Genomic DNA, 13,882 nt, shown 5'->3' with positions numbered 1-13,882 from the left:
AGAGATAATGAGCGAGAAAATGATGAAGCAAAATGAACTGCTGGAAGTGGCAAAAGCCATGCGCGATTATATTGATGCCCTCCCTACCGATGTCGTTGCAGCATTACCGGTGATGCCGGGATTTGATCGAGACTGGGCCGACGAAGTCATTTACGAAGCCGAATCCGCCAGCAAATAACCCCCCGTCTGCGCCCGTTTCATCTGAATTCGGGCCGTCACAATCTTTCTGATTTTATTGAGAAAACAGCCTCTTTTTGTCCCCTTTTTTCCTTCGTCAGCAGACTCAGTCGTTCGATAATAAAAACAGACCAACACAACCACTGAGGTGTTTCATGTTAGCGATTATCCCGGCAGCAGGCACTGACAAGGTTTTTAAAACCTCCCTCAAACACGTGCTCGATGAGGACTTCCTGTTTGCAATGGCTTCAAAAGCAAGCGCGACGTACATTTCATCCCATATCAGCGATGACGGTGAGGGCACAGTGTTTTTCAGTCTGAGCGACTGGGATAACCTCAAGCCTTCCTTATCGGCTGATGGCTGGGATGGCGATACGATGCCCGGCTTCATTGATTTGCTGGATGCAATCGCAGCGCAGGGCTATAACACCGTCGAATTCCACATTTCTCACCCACTGGTGGTTGGCGCGGTCTGGTTCACCGATGAGTATTACTTCACGGTTACCCCGCTGGCGTATGACCTTGCCACGCTGGATGGTCAGTTTGTTCTGCCGGATGGCTCTTCCTACCGGCTGGATGACCTTGATGAAGTCAGCTATGACGAAATGACCGACTACTTTGACGGCATTATCGAAGTCGATGGCGATACCATGCTGGGTGTAAAGCGTAACGACGATGACACCGTAAACGTCAGCAAAATCGAAAGCTAACCCCTCCTCCCCGGTGTCGGTATCCGCCGCGCCGGGCTATTTTCCTGCCATCATCCTCTGGAGTGTTTCATGAAAGACCGTTTTTATCTGGTCAGCTTGCGTGACACCGTTGGTAGCAATACCGCTTTTCATAGCCATCACGGCAGAGGTTACAGCACCGATCAGCGTAATGCCCGGGTTTACACCCGCGAGGAAGCACAACGCGCATGGAATACGGGACGGGAGTTTGACCTGCCGGTTGATGCCGATGCAGTCGACCGCCATCTCGTGTTTCATGTTGATCATCAGTTTGTACCGGGAAAAACCATTCTCTCCGAAAGCGCCACCAAATATGTCGGCTTCGTTAATGGCCAATGGGACGGAAACGATCTGTTCTGGCTGGCTGATGCGGGTACTACCACGGATTTTTCCCTTGCCAGAGTTTTTGACTCACCACAGGCAGATAGACCTGATGTCGTCTGGTTACCCCATCACATCCCTGACGCTGCAAAACGCCCTACCTTCAGTGTTGAGCGGATAGACCGCCGTAAAATGACGCAGGGGGCCGGTCTGCTGATGCCTGCCTGGCTGAAACGCCAAAATCGCCGACAGTCAAAGGGGCTGACTCGCTGGAATTGCCCCGGGTGTGGCCGTATTTCATGGCAACAGAATCCGTATGATTTTGATGGTTGCCGGTTCTGCATATAGTCAACTACCGCGAGAGGCCTCTATGTTCCGATTATTACAGAAGTGGTTAGTCAGGTTTACCTGTCAGGACGATATAGATTGTATGTCGACCCGGCGCTCTGCGGGCGAGTTCTGGCTGGAAATAGATGCCCGTCGTCACTGGATTTTCCTGGACATCGACGGTGTACTCCACCGGGCGGAAAACGGGTCACTGGAGTTTATGCCTGTGCTGGATCACGTGCTGACGCAATGCCCGCAGACGGGAATTATCCTTTCCACAAACTGGCGTACCGGCGTACCCCGGGAGATGGTGCTGAGTCATTTCCCTGCGGGTATACGCGATCGGATTGCTGGACTCAATCCCGATCTGGATGGGCTGGTGAATAACCACGTGCGTTATCACGAATGCATGGCGGTCGTTAAACGGTTCGGCCTACAGCATTACACCTTCGTGGACGATACCGCTCGACTCTTTCCAACTGACTGCCCTGCCCTGTTCCTGACTCACCGGCACGAGGGGCTGAATGCAACGCAGGGTAGCGCTTTGATAGACCGGATTCGGTTAATGAAATGACCGGTTTAAGGCTGAATACAAATTATTAATGAGGATGCGTTATGAATGAAATCCCACAATACGTCTATGACCTGATCGGTATTTGCCTCTTTGTTGGAATGTGGGTCGGAGGCGTTCTGCTTATTTGGTTTATTTTCTCTAATGGAGAGAGCGACGAATAGCCAGGCAACTGGCGCAACTGATGTTGCAGGATGGCCCCAACAATATCTTACCTGCTTACGCTCTGATTACCCGCGCAACGCTTCGTCAGAAGCGGAAAGCTGGGATAATGAATATATCCCGTATACACCAGGCTATCCCAATGAAAATTACTGTGTTTACTGCCCCTGATTGTCCGAAATGTCGCATGACGCTTACCCGCTTTTCTCTGGCTGGGGTGGACGTGAATGAGATCCCGCTGGTGGACAACGCAGATCTCGTTCGCCTGACACAAAATACCGGTGCGCCGCTGGTGGTGGTGGTCAACGATTCGGGCCGTGTGACGGGTTGGGGTGGGTTCCGGCCAGATCTTATTGCGACAACTGCCAATGGCTGGAGTGTCGGGTCACTCGATATCCCCCCGTCGCTGGTTAATCACGTCCTTCACTGAGGTAAACGCCATGCACAATATCTCTGTCGAAATCCCTGCGGCCCTCGGCGTACATCCTCCTTCAGGAGCGGATGTCGTGCTTATAGACGATCTGAATAACGCCCTCGCCGGTGCTGGCTTACCGCAACTGAAGATAGAGCCGATAACGTGGACACCGCCATCAGGCCGACCGGTGATCTACCGGTCTGAGGTTCCCGATATCCTGCGCATTGCAGGTATAAACCCTGACACCTCTGACATGGTGAAAACCTTCTGTTCCGGGCCACTGCCGATTGACGATAACGAGCTGGATGCCCTTCTGGAGATGCGCGAACGGGACGGTCATAGCGAAAGCTTCAGGATCGCGCTCTGTGGGGCGCTGGACGCGATTCTCATTCGACTCTACTCAGCAGAGCGTCAGCTTCGTTGAAACGCCAGTAAAGACGCTGGTGGCCTCATATGAGGTATCAATCGGCTCGGTTCCGTCTCAATAATTTAAAGAGAGCACGGTATATGAGTCCTGAAGAAGAAAAAGTGCTGCATCAGCGGCTGATACAGCTTGGCGATATGATGGGGGATGGCCTGCACTATGAGCGCGACGGTCAATGGATCACCCGGGAGTACAAAGCCACGTTGCGGGCGCTGGGGCTTTTGAAGGCTCCCAAGCGTAAGCATAACCCGACCAAAACACTCGCTGTGGATGAGCGAATGGCACAACGTGTGAAGGACGTAGCCTGTACCCAGTGCGCCGGGAAACTGAAACAGGTGCGCTCCGGGTCTCTGAAAGCGCAATGCACCCGGTGCAAAACCAAGTTCACCCTCCTGAAAACCATTAAGTAACTATACCCGCAGCTGGTGGTCACCCCACCAGCATAAAATATACCCGAAACTGTGACACCTGCGCTTGCCTGCCTCAATGTCGTGATAGCTGACAACCCCCACGAAGAAAACAAACCTCACACCTGCGATCGTCGTGATGCAACGATTTTGTCGAGCCAATTATATGAAGAGACTGTTATGAAAGATTTCCATTTCCTGTATGTCGAACTCCTGGTCGAATTGCTTCGACTGGTCAATTTTCTTCTGCCGTTGTGGTTTGGTAGTTGAAAATAGCAGGTAATACCCGGGCAAGACCTTCCCGTTTTTTTAAAATAAAAGGGCGCACATAGCGCCCTGTCAGAAAGGTATTTTGAAGCAGCAGACTACTTACGAAACTCCCATTGTTTAATCAGCTTTTTGACAAACGTCTCGCCATAGATCTCATGTGACTCCATGTATGCACAAAGCTGTATCAGGGTCATCATGCCATCGCGAAGGGTATCGCATGACTCGTTACGGCAATAGGCCGTGAGTTTGTACATATTCGCCCCGCAAACGTCCGGGTTGTAGAGATTAACAATCAGGCTTGCCGCGAATTTCTTTCTCTCTGCGATAGCGCCCAGATAAGCCAGCTCCCTTTTCAGGTCTTCCGGGATAGGTGTGACAGCACACGCTCGCGGGTTCAGGTTTATCTGGATATGGTCAAAGTCGAGTTCCTGCATTGTCCTGGTTCCTTCTGCTGATATTCGGTATCCGTCTGCCGGGCCACACGATTCTGCATGTAATGCCCTTCATATCACCATTGTACCGGATACCTGCAATTTGCCCCGTAACTACCGGTGCTGATGATAAAAAATATCTTTATTTTGCGAACGATATACACCAGTCCGTCCTGATTTCGTCAGCTGAATTGTGCCGGGTAAGCTGGTTGCCATGTGAGTGACCTAATGGAGAACACCATGCAGCACACTGCAACCACACACCCGCAACCGGCTAACACCGTGAGTATCGTCAGTACGACCTACGGTCAGACGCTGGTGGTACTGAACGGGAAATGTCTCTACTGCGCACCACCAGAGCGAGGAGACGAAGCCCGGCAGCTGGCATCAACCACTGCCGGGGCACTCAACGTGCCGGTCGATGTCGTCCACCTCGATACATTTGCTACCGATACAACCGAAAGCCAGCTGATGGCCCGCTTTGAAAACCAGAATGCCGGGCCGTGGTATAGCCATGCGTTTACCATCGCGTTCAGTGTTGAATACCCGGCGAAGAGTAGCGATGACATTCCACCAGCGGAATTACACCGTGCATTGATGAAGCGGGCCAGAGAGTTTACCGGTGATCTGGATGCGCTGGTGGAAGCCTGCGGGGCATCTTATGACAGTTATCAGATGGGGTAACTCCTGCTGGAAATGACCGCATTCTGCTGGCGTTTTCAATGAGATATCGCCAGCCGCTTTGGTAGAGTTTTCCAGATAGCAAGCGAACATCATAGCCAGTGGCAAGAGGTAAACCTATATGAATTCTGTCTGTCTTGATTACGAGAAAGTGGATTTTCTGGCGAATCTCCTGATCCCCACCCTCGCCAGACACCCCATCAGTAACAGTTTCCCGGAGCGCGGCCTCGCACTTAAGGAAAAGCACCCTGAGCTGGTGGGCTGGCCCGAGCGCAAACTGGGTGAAGTGGAAAATTACCAGAATGCACTGTCCAGACAGCTACCGAGCCTGAACAGCATGTCCTTGCCGGAGTTTATCGACTTCATTCTCACCCCGCATGTCGCGGAGTATGTTCTTGAGCAGGTTGGCACTCCGCTTGCTGAAGAAACCATGCAGCTGTTTATGGCGAAAGTGAAGGCATAACGCGGTTTTCAGCCCCATATACTCCAGATCATAACCGGCCTTAATGGTCGGTTTTTTTTGTGAATTTTCTGCCCCGAAAGCCTTCGTCACCTGCGGGGAGCGTGGTTAACTGGTTATGTAAACAAAACGAACAACACACATAACTACAGGGGTCTACCATGTTAAATCCAGCTATCTGCGCCATGTTCATGTTTCAGGGCTTCCAGCATGAAGTCTCCCGTCTGACCGCATTATCAGTGGCTAATCCTATCCCCCTCACCTTCAACTGTGACAGCGTACAGACAATGATCTGTGAAACGCTGGCTGGTGGCGAAATTGAATGTGCTCACTGGATGTTGGATGCCGCAGAGCAGATCTGTAAAGCCTGCGAACCTGCGTATCAGGCATCTGAAGAACCGGGAGTCTGGTACTACGACATTGCTGAACGTCTGGGCGCTGAAGTGGCCTGCCGTTGCGTAAAAGGTGATATCAGCACTGACCAATTGGTCGCTGTTGCAGTTAACCTCACTGAGTCATGGAACACGCTGAGCGAAGACAGCAATCAGGAGCCTGATTGCGGATCATATGAAAATACCGTCAGGACGTTGGTAGAACGTGCTGATACAGCAGAAGCGGCTTGCGTAGAAGCAGTCAGAATCCTTGATGGTGGTGAGCGGCAGGCGTTATCAAAGGCGATAGCAATTCTTCGCCCTGTGGCCGCAACGTTGCAGTAGATAGTGGCAGAACACCAATACACACAACACTCACTACAGGAAAATGACCATGAAACTCACCGTATCGACTCGCCCGGTAAGAATTGAAGGGAATTATGTCTCTGTCGTCTTTAATCGTTCCCATAACTCCATGCCGGAAACAGCAGAGGTTAAAAATGCCGATCAGGCGCGGGCATTCATCAACGATTACATCGCCCGTAATATCAACGAAACGCCGATGCATCTGGTGCTGACAAAAGAGGGCCGGGCATTTGGCGGGTTCGACGCGCTGAATAGTAGCCTTCCGCCCGCGATTGAATCATCAACCCGTTTGTAATGACTGACTGGTGGCGCTCAGTGAGGAGCGTCACCCGGCATCACGGAGGGAGTTGCAAGAGTTCTGATTAGCCTTTCCTGACCCACGCCCAAAGCATCGCACCCGCCAACACCGTCAGCATCAGAGCAAACACGGAACCAACCAGACTCGCATCGCCATTCTTGCCGGAGTAACCGCAGGTTTGAGATGCGTCACCAACTGCCTGACAAATTGAATCGGGATCAAGTCCCCAGTAGACAAAGGCGAACAAGGCAATTACAGAGATAAACGCTTTAGCGACTTTCGCTTTCTGAATCATCAGAGACACCTCAGTTCGTCAATGCCGGGGAGTTGCCTGTGTGTTATTTCAGGCGGGAATCAAACCGGAACGGAATTTTCTTAACCGTAGCCATCAGGTCAAAGAGTTCAGGGTGTGCCGGATTCAGCAAGTAGTTAAATTCAACCGGAGACAACGCACTTGGAATACGCAGCGCGATAGAAGAACCGCTTTCAGCCCAGTTATCACCGTAGAGCGCCAGCTCAGCAGGAGCATCCTCACTCGCCCAGTTATCAGGGAGACGGCTCATGTCGAAGGTCTGGATCTGATCATCCGGTACATCAAGACTCAGCAGTGTAAAGTCGTCCAGTAACTGCGGCGCGTGAATGTGTACCAGCGTTTCAAGCATGGTAAGGCTGGCCGTTTCAGACAGGTAGACCATTGCAGTGCCTACGCTGTTCCAGCGGCCCCCCGTTTCTTTCGCACCCAGACCAGACCACGCAGTCATCAGATAACGGGTCTTGGTCAGTCGGTAAAGGATCACGAGTATACCCCGTGCTCAATACGCGTAATCAGGCGCATCACTTCAAGCGCACCTGTCTCAGAAGAAACAAGCTCTGCCGGTGATTTCCAGCTCAGACCACGGTTCGCTTCGTTCAGCCATTTGTGCGCCGCTTCTTTGTCACCTTCAAACAGCTCTACAGCGCGTTCAATTACGCGGATAATGCGCACCAGACGTTCGCTCTGATCGGCAGTGAAACGGTCTTTGATGCTACGATTAAACGTCGTATTAGGTATACCCGACATTTTGCGCAGCTCAGACGGCGTGATGTTAGCCCATTCAGAAATGTGCTTAGCTACTGTGCCATCGAGACCGTGATTGATTTTATCCATCAGCGCGATACCGTCATTATCCAGCCCAGCAACCTGCCATAAGCAGTGCTGATTCGTTTTGGTAACGTCTGGAGAAAAAACTTTCATCGTCATAACTAGCCCTCCCATTTGGTAATTCAATTATACCATATGGAACACTAACGGCAATCTTTTAACCATCAGACAACCTCAGCGCCCTTCGTCACCAGCCCCACCTGCCAGATAATAGGTCAATAACGACAAAACTATGACAGGGGGCATCATGCCGAATCTCTTACGTTATGACCAACTGGACTCCTCACGTCAGCCAGCAGCGCGGGCATCAGCCGCTAGTGGCGAATTATGGTGTGCCCGCAACAACGTAAAAAAGCAGGCGGCAGCGTCAAAGGCCGCAATTCACCAGGCAATCAATGATCAGCACCGCATTACCCGGCTGCGAAACACCTTTTCGCTCGCGAAGGATATGCGTGAAAAGCCGGTCGTCTGGATTGAAAAGCGCATCCTCGAAAATCTGTGCATGTTCAATGAGCAGGACGATATGTACCTGTTCACGCAGCAGAACTTTGTCAGCAAACTCTGAACCTCCGGCCCGGCTCGTCGGGCCATTAAAAGGAAACCGATATGACAGACTTCATTGATAAACTGGCAGCGAATGGTGTGGCCTTTACCCTTCAGGACGGACGAATCATCGTTGAAGGCGATCTTCGTGTCGGGTTTACGCTTGAGCCAGAAGATCCGGCAATTCCCTGCGACTATATTCCCGCGAATCTGACCGTGACGAACACCCTGACCATTCTGTCGGGCATTCATAGCATCCCTGCCGGGCTGGTGGCCCGCAATCTGTTTATCAGCTACTCTGAGCTGGAATCTCTCCCTGACAACCTGACCATTACCGGTACGCTCATGGCGAATTCTTCACGTCTTAAGTATCTGCCGGAAAATCTGACGGTGGGCCGCGTTCTGGACATCATGTGTACTGATATCGCCTATCTGCCGGATACGCTGAAAGTAGCTGGCAGTATGATGCTGTCAAACACCCGTATTACCACTTTGCCGGATAACCTGCATCTTGAAGAAAATCTGGCCCTCGAAGCCATGCCGTTGCAAGCGTTGCCAAAAAACCTGAAAGTGGGCCACAGCCTGTATCTGGATGCTGTGGCTCTGAAGCGGATCCCTGAGTGTATATCGTGCCCCGTGATTAACCTGGTTAACCCTGGTAATTTTGAAAATGTCGCGTCAGTCACCGGTATCGGCGGAAAGCCTAACCGCCATGTCTATGCGCTACGTACAGCGCTTGGCGTTCGCGTATGCATGTACGATTTGTCTGTAGACCCGGAAATATTTGGTCTGCTGGTACGTGGCATCTATGATGAACCCACGGCTGAACTACTTGATAAGGCCGCACAACAATGTATTCAGCGTCTGGAGGATATGTATGCTTCTGAAAACGCAGTTCGGCACTGACTCGGGTATGATTTATACCCGGAAGGTGTATCTGCATTACACCGACACTGACGGGCATTCACGCAGCAAGCTGATAAAAGGTTACTACTACCCGGGCGAAGTCCCGGTTGAGTCGTTTTCAGAGCGGGCACTTGCTCCTGGTATGCGCCAGCTGTTGAGTTGCCGCTGCGGCGCAATAAACTGGGTCGCAACTGGTGGTATCAACGAATACCAATGCGACTGCTGCGCAAAGGAAATAACCGTTTACTGACGGTCTGCACGGGGATACCGTTCGACCGGCATACCCATGACAATAAGAGCAGGTGCTAAATGACAAAAGAAGAATCACAATTTTATGCTGGTGCAATCTGGGCCGCATCGACCATTTACCGGATGCATTCTGACTCGGTGGTAGCGAAAGATTTTCTCCGTGAAATTAACGATCTGGATGTGGCAGCAAAATGTGGTGCTGAGTACGACGTTCTCCCATTACGCCTGTTTGTTTTGCGCGACTTACCATTGGGCCACGATGCGGATTATGAAGCCATCAGCTTCGGGCCGGTAGACCGTCACGGCAATATCATCTGCGATCACTCTCAGACTTCGGTCACCGATATCTTCGGCCAGCGAGCGTATGGGGTTTATGCCCGCCGTGCGGGTGAGTCGAATCTGACGCTCATCGACAATCTTGATGATGAAGAAGAAGCCGAACCACTGGCGAAGGTGCTGGCTGAACAGCTCCAGCAAATCAAAGAAGGTCGCTACGATATTTAAGCGTTAGACCACGTACTGCTGGTGGCAATACACTGGCGATTAAGGGGGTTAAGTGACTTAAATGATCCACTGACCTGTCTGTGTAAAGCCTGTTTATCCCAAAGCCGTCTGGTTCACCAGGCGGTTTTTTTATGCCCGGAATAGCAAGCACAACACAAAACGAAACCGATATTATCTTTCTGAAAATACAGGGCTTTTTATGCCCTGGTTTTCTTCGTCACCTGAGTCACTCACCAGATACTGGATACAGAAGCCACAACATGTAACCCGTTATCAGGAGCGACCCATGAAAGCACAAGCTGTTCGTAATCACTCTTTTGGCTCACTGAAGCTCAGCGCAAGCAATGCGGCAGCAGCCGCGCTGGCGCACCCGGTAACCCATTTCTTCATGCTGTTCGCCATCGTGATGTACCTGGTCTATGGCGGTGTAGTACTCGGCATTAAGCCGTAGCATTCCCTGTGGCCGGTCGCCCAACCGGCTTTGCCTCCAACCCTTCTGGAGGTAGTTGTTAACTTCCCCGGTAAACCGGGGATTTTTTTACCCGTAGTTCCAGCGTTCGCCACTGGAGCTAAAACCCACCAGAGCGAATTCCGTAACATAAGCGCTTCTTCTACGTCCGATCAGTACCTTACCCTATGAGCAACCCGTCACACTCTGCTAGCCTTCCTCCCGGAATGAACGACACTCTGATGTCCCTATATATCGAACCGGATATGCCTGGTATCGATGATCTCGTTATAACAATTATTCGGCTTCGGCGTGAGGGCTGGACAGCATCTGAACTGACTTTCCGTATACTTTCGTCAGTTGCATATCAGGTGATTCCTCCAGAGGCGTTTACCGACCCTAAGCATCACCTCCTGAAAGAGTATGTCAGTTTGTCCCGTGAGTTCGGCCTAGTAAGCGGGGCAAGACATAATGCTCACCTCCGTGGTGTCATTCGCAGAGGGATAATGTCGGGAATAGATAGAGCAGAGGTAATACGCCGCGTTCTTTTCTCCCCGCACTATTCAGAACATGAGGAAGATAACCAATCTGATTCGTTCCCTCGTTCGTCGTAACAACCGGGTGGCATTAACGCTTTTTCCCCGAATGTTCCGGTACAAAGCCTTTGGCGTGGTTGAAACAGGATCTGGTTATCCGCGACGGCCTGAACATCAGGAATCCAAAGTTTGTCTACTGGCAGGATATCTCAGAGTCCAGGAAGAAATTCGTGCTTCTCAGGCCCGTCTGGCTTTACTAAATACTGAAATCGAAAAGGAGAATGCTCAGGAGTACGCACGTAACAAAATTCCGGCATCACGGTTGGCTCACTTCAGGCTCTGGTTCACTCGCCGATTTGGTAATGACACATCCCGTTTGATTGAGTCCGTGGACACCTACTGCGAGGAGCAGAATCCAGTAATGGATGAGCAACCGGCTGTATTGCCATTACCACGCGGTCACCTCCCCCATGCAGATATCCGTATGCGCTCCCCGAGCTTCCGCCGAGAGGTTAGCGTTCGCGATGTGCATGTCCAGTCTCAGTTCCGTGAGTTGGTGGATAAGAATTTCGGAAGCCTGTGCGCGGTATCGGGCAAACACCTCAACGGTGTGCTGGAGGCAGCACATATTGAACCAACATCCGTAGCAGGCTGCTATAACGCCAGTAACGGCATTTTGCTATCACCAACATTCCACAGGCTGTTTGACACAAACATGATGGGTATTGATCCTGATACACTACAGATTCACTTCGCCAGCGGTATAGAGTTCCCTGAGTATGAAGGGGTCTGTATAAAACCGTTGTTCTACAATCTGGATAAAAACAGGCTCGGGGCAAGATGGCTTGAATTTAAAGTGAAATCACCTGCGGAGTAAGCCCTCTCCCCTCTTCCATCTCCCTGCCCTATCCAATCTATTTATTGGAAAGGCATAGCAGCATGGAGATAAGTAGCACACAAGTAACTCACCGATAATTCACATAAAAACCATATCAAAACAAATCAATCAGTTTATCGCATTTCCTAGCGCACTTTTAATTCACATTTTATGGACTTTTAATCCAATCCTCTCCTGTTCACTTTGAATTTAAGTGATATCAGTGAATGATAAGGTACGAATAATTCACTAAATAACAACTATGTAAATTCAACAGCATAAAAACCAGAGCGCTATCTTCGGACTGGTTCCAGTAATTGATGGTTTGAGTCCGGCCCGCATGTCATACTGATTTATATCTTTCGTGTAGCCCTGCGGTAGGCACGATTTCATCCCAATACATCCAGTGGCATGTGACTATATGATCGACCAAGCAGAGTTAATGAAGAGTGTTTTAGCGGTTCTGCAAGCCAGAAACGTGTCATTATCAGAGAGCCCTACGCGAATTCTGATGATGCTTCCAACACGGTTACGCGTGAATGTCACTGTAATCGATGCTCAAAATGAACCGTTAACCGCGACACTGATGCTGGATCAGGAAGGTCAAGTGACCTGTAAGCTGGCAACAGACCCCGCTGATACCGTCGTTGATATCAGTCGATATAGAGTATGATTTAAATCTTCGCGTTCCAGCCAGCCGTTCCCAGCTTCGTTGTAGAATATTGCAATAAGCCAATCCCCAGCCAGCCCTGTAATGTAACCGAAGAAAATCGTGCGCAATGCGCACGTAAAAATGTCTGCCCGCCACGCGGGCAATCGCCGTCCAAAAGCTTCGCTCTCAAGCGAAGCAGGCACGGCATGTAAATTCGAATAGAGCCCTCACGGGGCGATTAGGCGAATTCGCGGCCCGCTAGGGCAAAGTCTCAAAGCGTATGGGGGTTAACACCCCCAAAACGCTGTGGAGACTGTTGTGGCTTTTCGGAACTACGATCCCGAAGTACTGACTAAGGGTTGCGGCTGCCACCAGCCCGGCTATCAGGCGACCCAACAATTATTTCTCCGTATCACTTCGTCACCTGCTCAAGGTGATTGAAAATAGAATCACAATTAGAAAGCGGGGAACACACAATGAACACTCAGACAAGAATCAAATTGAAAGGCCTCAAAATCTATACTGGCATGAGCCAGGAAACAGTCTGCTTTAACGCTACTGTCCTCTTCGACGGGCTGAGCATAGGTACAGCTGATAATGATGGGCATGGTGGCGAAACTCGCGTACTGTTCGAACCAGGAAAAAAAGAGCTGTTCCGCCAGGCCGAATCATATGCGAAGGGTCTTCTGCCAATCTGCCTTGGCGAACACAATGGCAAGCCATTTCTCATAGACTCAAACCTGATTGAAGTAATCGACCAGCTTGTCAGTGACGAGGAGCGTAACCGGAAAACTAAATCAAGTTTCAAGAAGGTTTACCGCAAGAAAATCTGCGTCTTACGCGAAGGTAGACTTTGGACAGTGGGCTACAAAAGCCAGGCTCAATACGCTTCATACATCGCACAAATCAAAAAAGAACATGGCCCTGATATCGTTATCCTGGACGATTTGGAACATGATGAAGCTTTCGAGCTGTACAGTAAGCACTTATACGCCTGACCATCAAGCGTGGTAGAATTGGATAATTCTAGCGCAGAGGATCACTATGAAAGTTAAAGAGCTTATCGCCCAGCTTCAGCTACACGACCCTGATGCTGTTGTCGTAATTGCCGGATTTGAAACCCAGAGTACTGGACTGGTTGCCGAGGCCGATACTATTAAAGAATGCGTGACAGTTCCTGTCCAAGCGGACAGCATGACGGGTGACCGTTCGTTGGCAAAGGAGGGTTCACCTTCTGTCTGGTTGGGATGGGGGAATGATTACCGCACGGAGTTCTTCGTTAGTGCCATCAACGACCCGGACGAATTAGCCTAACTATATCGAATACCCAAGAGCCTCTACTTCAGAGGCTTTTTTATTTGATGGGTCTTACGGGAAACCTTGTCATTCATTTACCAATAGTTGCAGGGCGTATCCTCCAGCGCTAAGTCACTTAACCCCCTTAATCGCCAGCCAGCATCTCCGGGTTCTGCCCGACCCGTGGATTACTTAACACCCTTAATCGCCAGTCAGCCTCTCCGGGTTCTGCCCGTACCGTGGGTCACTTAACCCCCTTAATCGCCAGCCAGCCTCTCCGGTTTCTGCCCGTACAGTGGGTCACTTAACCCCCTTAATCGC

Annotated in this window: 24 protein-coding genes; 20 read left to right on the top strand and 4 right to left on the bottom strand. The window is 50.7% G+C overall.

What is annotated here, in order from left to right:
- The first annotated feature begins 19 nt into the window (after window positions 1–19).
- The 7 genes from SK32_RS26295 (at window position 20) to SK32_RS20980 (ending at window position 3,535) form a co-directional block, all read left to right on the top strand.
- Window positions 20–178 (top strand): hypothetical protein, encoded by a 159-nt coding sequence (locus SK32_RS26295; protein ID WP_016241558.1) that lies wholly within the window; start codon window positions 20–22, stop codon window positions 176–178.
- Between the two features lie 154 nt (window positions 179–332).
- A complete protein-coding gene (locus tag SK32_RS21005; RefSeq protein ID WP_007372288.1) occupies window positions 333–887 on the top strand; it encodes a hypothetical protein in 555 nt (184 codons plus the stop codon).
- A gap of 69 nt (window positions 888–956) precedes the next feature.
- On the top strand, window positions 957–1,574 hold the full coding sequence (locus tag SK32_RS21000) for a hypothetical protein (RefSeq protein ID WP_007372289.1): 618 nt from the start codon (window positions 957–959) through the stop codon (window positions 1,572–1,574).
- 82 nt (window positions 1,575–1,656) lie between these two features.
- A complete protein-coding gene (locus SK32_RS20995; protein WP_007372290.1) occupies window positions 1,657–2,127 on the top strand; it encodes an HAD domain-containing protein in 471 nt (156 codons plus the stop codon).
- Window positions 2,128–2,428: 301 nt separating this feature from the next.
- The gene (locus SK32_RS20990) at window positions 2,429–2,716 is read left to right on the top strand and encodes a glutaredoxin family protein (RefSeq protein ID WP_016241556.1); all 288 of its coding nucleotides are present in this window, start codon (window positions 2,429–2,431) and stop codon (window positions 2,714–2,716) included.
- A gap of 10 nt (window positions 2,717–2,726) precedes the next feature.
- Window positions 2,727–3,125: a hypothetical protein gene (locus SK32_RS20985; RefSeq protein ID WP_007372292.1), complete on the top strand. Its 399-nt coding sequence runs from the start codon at window positions 2,727–2,729 to the stop codon at window positions 3,123–3,125.
- Window positions 3,126–3,208: 83 nt separating this feature from the next.
- Window positions 3,209–3,535, top strand: coding sequence for a hypothetical protein (locus tag SK32_RS20980; protein WP_007372293.1), 327 nt, complete (start codon window positions 3,209–3,211; stop codon window positions 3,533–3,535).
- Between the two features lie 362 nt (window positions 3,536–3,897).
- On the opposite strand, the gene SK32_RS20975 is transcribed toward SK32_RS20980, so the two are convergent.
- Complete coding sequence (locus tag SK32_RS20975; RefSeq protein WP_007372294.1) at window positions 3,898–4,236, bottom strand: hypothetical protein; 339 nt, start codon at window positions 4,234–4,236, stop codon at window positions 3,898–3,900.
- Between the two features lie 237 nt (window positions 4,237–4,473).
- On the opposite strand from SK32_RS20975, the gene SK32_RS20970 reads away from it, so the two are divergent.
- The 4 genes from SK32_RS20970 to SK32_RS20955 all read left to right on the top strand — a co-directional run bounded on the left by SK32_RS20970 (window position 4,474) and on the right by SK32_RS20955 (window position 6,406).
- Entirely contained in the window at window positions 4,474–4,917 is a 444-nt protein-coding gene (locus SK32_RS20970) for a hypothetical protein (protein ID WP_007372295.1), read from the top strand.
- 118 nt (window positions 4,918–5,035) lie between these two features.
- The gene (locus SK32_RS20965) at window positions 5,036–5,377 is read left to right on the top strand and encodes a hypothetical protein (RefSeq protein WP_007372296.1); all 342 of its coding nucleotides are present in this window, start codon (window positions 5,036–5,038) and stop codon (window positions 5,375–5,377) included.
- 158 nt (window positions 5,378–5,535) lie between these two features.
- Window positions 5,536–6,090, top strand: coding sequence for a hypothetical protein (locus SK32_RS20960; protein ID WP_007372297.1), 555 nt, complete (start codon window positions 5,536–5,538; stop codon window positions 6,088–6,090).
- A 49-nt stretch (window positions 6,091–6,139) separates the two neighbouring features.
- Window positions 6,140–6,406: a hypothetical protein gene (locus tag SK32_RS20955; RefSeq protein WP_007372298.1), complete on the top strand. Its 267-nt coding sequence runs from the start codon at window positions 6,140–6,142 to the stop codon at window positions 6,404–6,406.
- A gap of 67 nt (window positions 6,407–6,473) precedes the next feature.
- On the opposite strand, the gene SK32_RS20950 is transcribed toward SK32_RS20955, so the two are convergent.
- The 3 genes from SK32_RS20950 to parS are packed head-to-tail and all read right to left on the bottom strand — an operon-like array spanning window position 6,474 to window position 7,643.
- A complete protein-coding gene (locus SK32_RS20950; RefSeq protein WP_007372299.1) occupies window positions 6,474–6,704 on the bottom strand; it encodes a hypothetical protein in 231 nt (76 codons plus the stop codon).
- A gap of 43 nt (window positions 6,705–6,747) precedes the next feature.
- Entirely contained in the window at window positions 6,748–7,206 is a 459-nt protein-coding gene (locus SK32_RS20945; RefSeq protein WP_008786589.1) for an RES family NAD+ phosphorylase, read from the bottom strand.
- Window positions 7,203–7,643: a type II RES/Xre toxin-antitoxin system antitoxin gene (gene parS, locus SK32_RS20940; RefSeq protein WP_007372301.1), complete on the bottom strand. Its 441-nt coding sequence runs from the start codon at window positions 7,641–7,643 to the stop codon at window positions 7,203–7,205. Before parS ends, SK32_RS20945 begins: the two co-directional genes overlap by 4 nt.
- A 154-nt stretch (window positions 7,644–7,797) precedes the next feature.
- Between parS and SK32_RS20935 the strand changes: the two genes are divergently transcribed.
- The 9 genes from SK32_RS20935 to SK32_RS20900 all read left to right on the top strand — a co-directional run bounded on the left by SK32_RS20935 (window position 7,798) and on the right by SK32_RS20900 (window position 13,579).
- Window positions 7,798–8,115, top strand: coding sequence for a hypothetical protein (locus SK32_RS20935; RefSeq protein ID WP_016241555.1), 318 nt, complete (start codon window positions 7,798–7,800; stop codon window positions 8,113–8,115).
- 41 nt (window positions 8,116–8,156) lie between these two features.
- Window positions 8,157–8,999 carry a hypothetical protein gene (locus SK32_RS20930; protein WP_007372303.1) on the top strand — a complete coding sequence of 281 codons (843 nt, stop codon included), beginning with the start codon at window positions 8,157–8,159 and terminating at the stop codon, window positions 8,997–8,999.
- The gene (locus SK32_RS20925; protein WP_007372304.1) at window positions 8,971–9,249 is read left to right on the top strand and encodes a hypothetical protein; all 279 of its coding nucleotides are present in this window, start codon (window positions 8,971–8,973) and stop codon (window positions 9,247–9,249) included. The genes SK32_RS20930 and SK32_RS20925 overlap by 29 nt, the downstream gene beginning before the upstream one ends.
- Before the next feature lie 59 nt (window positions 9,250–9,308).
- Window positions 9,309–9,752, top strand: coding sequence for a hypothetical protein (locus SK32_RS20920; RefSeq protein WP_048213835.1), 444 nt, complete (start codon window positions 9,309–9,311; stop codon window positions 9,750–9,752).
- A gap of 286 nt (window positions 9,753–10,038) precedes the next feature.
- Window positions 10,039–10,203, top strand: coding sequence for a hypothetical protein (locus SK32_RS26290; protein ID WP_007372306.1), 165 nt, complete (start codon window positions 10,039–10,041; stop codon window positions 10,201–10,203).
- A 567-nt stretch (window positions 10,204–10,770) separates the two neighbouring features.
- The gene (locus SK32_RS20915) at window positions 10,771–11,613 is read left to right on the top strand and encodes an HNH endonuclease signature motif containing protein (RefSeq protein ID WP_007372307.1); all 843 of its coding nucleotides are present in this window, start codon (window positions 10,771–10,773) and stop codon (window positions 11,611–11,613) included.
- A 421-nt stretch (window positions 11,614–12,034) separates the two neighbouring features.
- Window positions 12,035–12,286 carry a hypothetical protein gene (locus tag SK32_RS20910; protein WP_024196080.1) on the top strand — a complete coding sequence of 84 codons (252 nt, stop codon included), beginning with the start codon at window positions 12,035–12,037 and terminating at the stop codon, window positions 12,284–12,286.
- Between the two features lie 455 nt (window positions 12,287–12,741).
- Complete coding sequence (locus SK32_RS20905) at window positions 12,742–13,263, top strand: hypothetical protein (protein WP_007372310.1); 522 nt, start codon at window positions 12,742–12,744, stop codon at window positions 13,261–13,263.
- Between the two features lie 46 nt (window positions 13,264–13,309).
- On the top strand, window positions 13,310–13,579 hold the full coding sequence (locus SK32_RS20900; protein WP_008786584.1) for a hypothetical protein: 270 nt from the start codon (window positions 13,310–13,312) through the stop codon (window positions 13,577–13,579).
- Window positions 13,580–13,882 lie beyond the last annotated feature (303 nt).

The sequence above is a fragment of the Citrobacter sp. MGH100 genome (genome assembly GCF_001034465.1).
In the GTDB taxonomy this organism is placed as follows: domain Bacteria; phylum Pseudomonadota; class Gammaproteobacteria; order Enterobacterales; family Enterobacteriaceae; genus Citrobacter; species Citrobacter youngae.
Note: the sequence above shows the minus strand (reverse complement) of the source record. Positions and strands in the feature narration are given on the sequence as shown.

Coding starts and splice junctions, on each gene's coding strand:
- SK32_RS26295 (WP_016241558.1), top strand. CDS start 20: ATGATGAAGCAAAATGAACTGCTGGAAGTGGCAAAAGCCATGCGCGAT.
- SK32_RS21005 (WP_007372288.1), top strand. CDS start 333: ATGTTAGCGATTATCCCGGCAGCAGGCACTGACAAGGTTTTTAAAACC.
- SK32_RS21000 (WP_007372289.1), top strand. CDS start 957: ATGAAAGACCGTTTTTATCTGGTCAGCTTGCGTGACACCGTTGGTAGC.
- SK32_RS20995 (WP_007372290.1), top strand. CDS start 1,657: ATGTCGACCCGGCGCTCTGCGGGCGAGTTCTGGCTGGAAATAGATGCC.
- SK32_RS20990 (WP_016241556.1), top strand. CDS start 2,429: ATGAAAATTACTGTGTTTACTGCCCCTGATTGTCCGAAATGTCGCATG.
- SK32_RS20985 (WP_007372292.1), top strand. CDS start 2,727: ATGCACAATATCTCTGTCGAAATCCCTGCGGCCCTCGGCGTACATCCT.
- SK32_RS20980 (WP_007372293.1), top strand. CDS start 3,209: ATGAGTCCTGAAGAAGAAAAAGTGCTGCATCAGCGGCTGATACAGCTT.
- SK32_RS20975 (WP_007372294.1), bottom strand. CDS start 4,236: ATGCAGGAACTCGACTTTGACCATATCCAGATAAACCTGAACCCGCGA.
- SK32_RS20970 (WP_007372295.1), top strand. CDS start 4,474: ATGCAGCACACTGCAACCACACACCCGCAACCGGCTAACACCGTGAGT.
- SK32_RS20965 (WP_007372296.1), top strand. CDS start 5,036: ATGAATTCTGTCTGTCTTGATTACGAGAAAGTGGATTTTCTGGCGAAT.
- SK32_RS20960 (WP_007372297.1), top strand. CDS start 5,536: ATGTTAAATCCAGCTATCTGCGCCATGTTCATGTTTCAGGGCTTCCAG.
- SK32_RS20955 (WP_007372298.1), top strand. CDS start 6,140: ATGAAACTCACCGTATCGACTCGCCCGGTAAGAATTGAAGGGAATTAT.
- SK32_RS20950 (WP_007372299.1), bottom strand. CDS start 6,704: ATGATTCAGAAAGCGAAAGTCGCTAAAGCGTTTATCTCTGTAATTGCC.
- parS (WP_007372301.1), bottom strand. CDS start 7,643: ATGAAAGTTTTTTCTCCAGACGTTACCAAAACGAATCAGCACTGCTTA.
- SK32_RS20935 (WP_016241555.1), top strand. CDS start 7,798: ATGCCGAATCTCTTACGTTATGACCAACTGGACTCCTCACGTCAGCCA.
- SK32_RS20930 (WP_007372303.1), top strand. CDS start 8,157: ATGACAGACTTCATTGATAAACTGGCAGCGAATGGTGTGGCCTTTACC.
- SK32_RS20925 (WP_007372304.1), top strand. CDS start 8,971: ATGCTTCTGAAAACGCAGTTCGGCACTGACTCGGGTATGATTTATACC.
- SK32_RS20920 (WP_048213835.1), top strand. CDS start 9,309: ATGACAAAAGAAGAATCACAATTTTATGCTGGTGCAATCTGGGCCGCA.
- SK32_RS26290 (WP_007372306.1), top strand. CDS start 10,039: ATGAAAGCACAAGCTGTTCGTAATCACTCTTTTGGCTCACTGAAGCTC.
- SK32_RS20915 (WP_007372307.1), top strand. CDS start 10,771: ATGAGGAAGATAACCAATCTGATTCGTTCCCTCGTTCGTCGTAACAAC.
- SK32_RS20910 (WP_024196080.1), top strand. CDS start 12,035: ATGATCGACCAAGCAGAGTTAATGAAGAGTGTTTTAGCGGTTCTGCAA.
- SK32_RS20905 (WP_007372310.1), top strand. CDS start 12,742: ATGAACACTCAGACAAGAATCAAATTGAAAGGCCTCAAAATCTATACT.
- SK32_RS20900 (WP_008786584.1), top strand. CDS start 13,310: ATGAAAGTTAAAGAGCTTATCGCCCAGCTTCAGCTACACGACCCTGAT.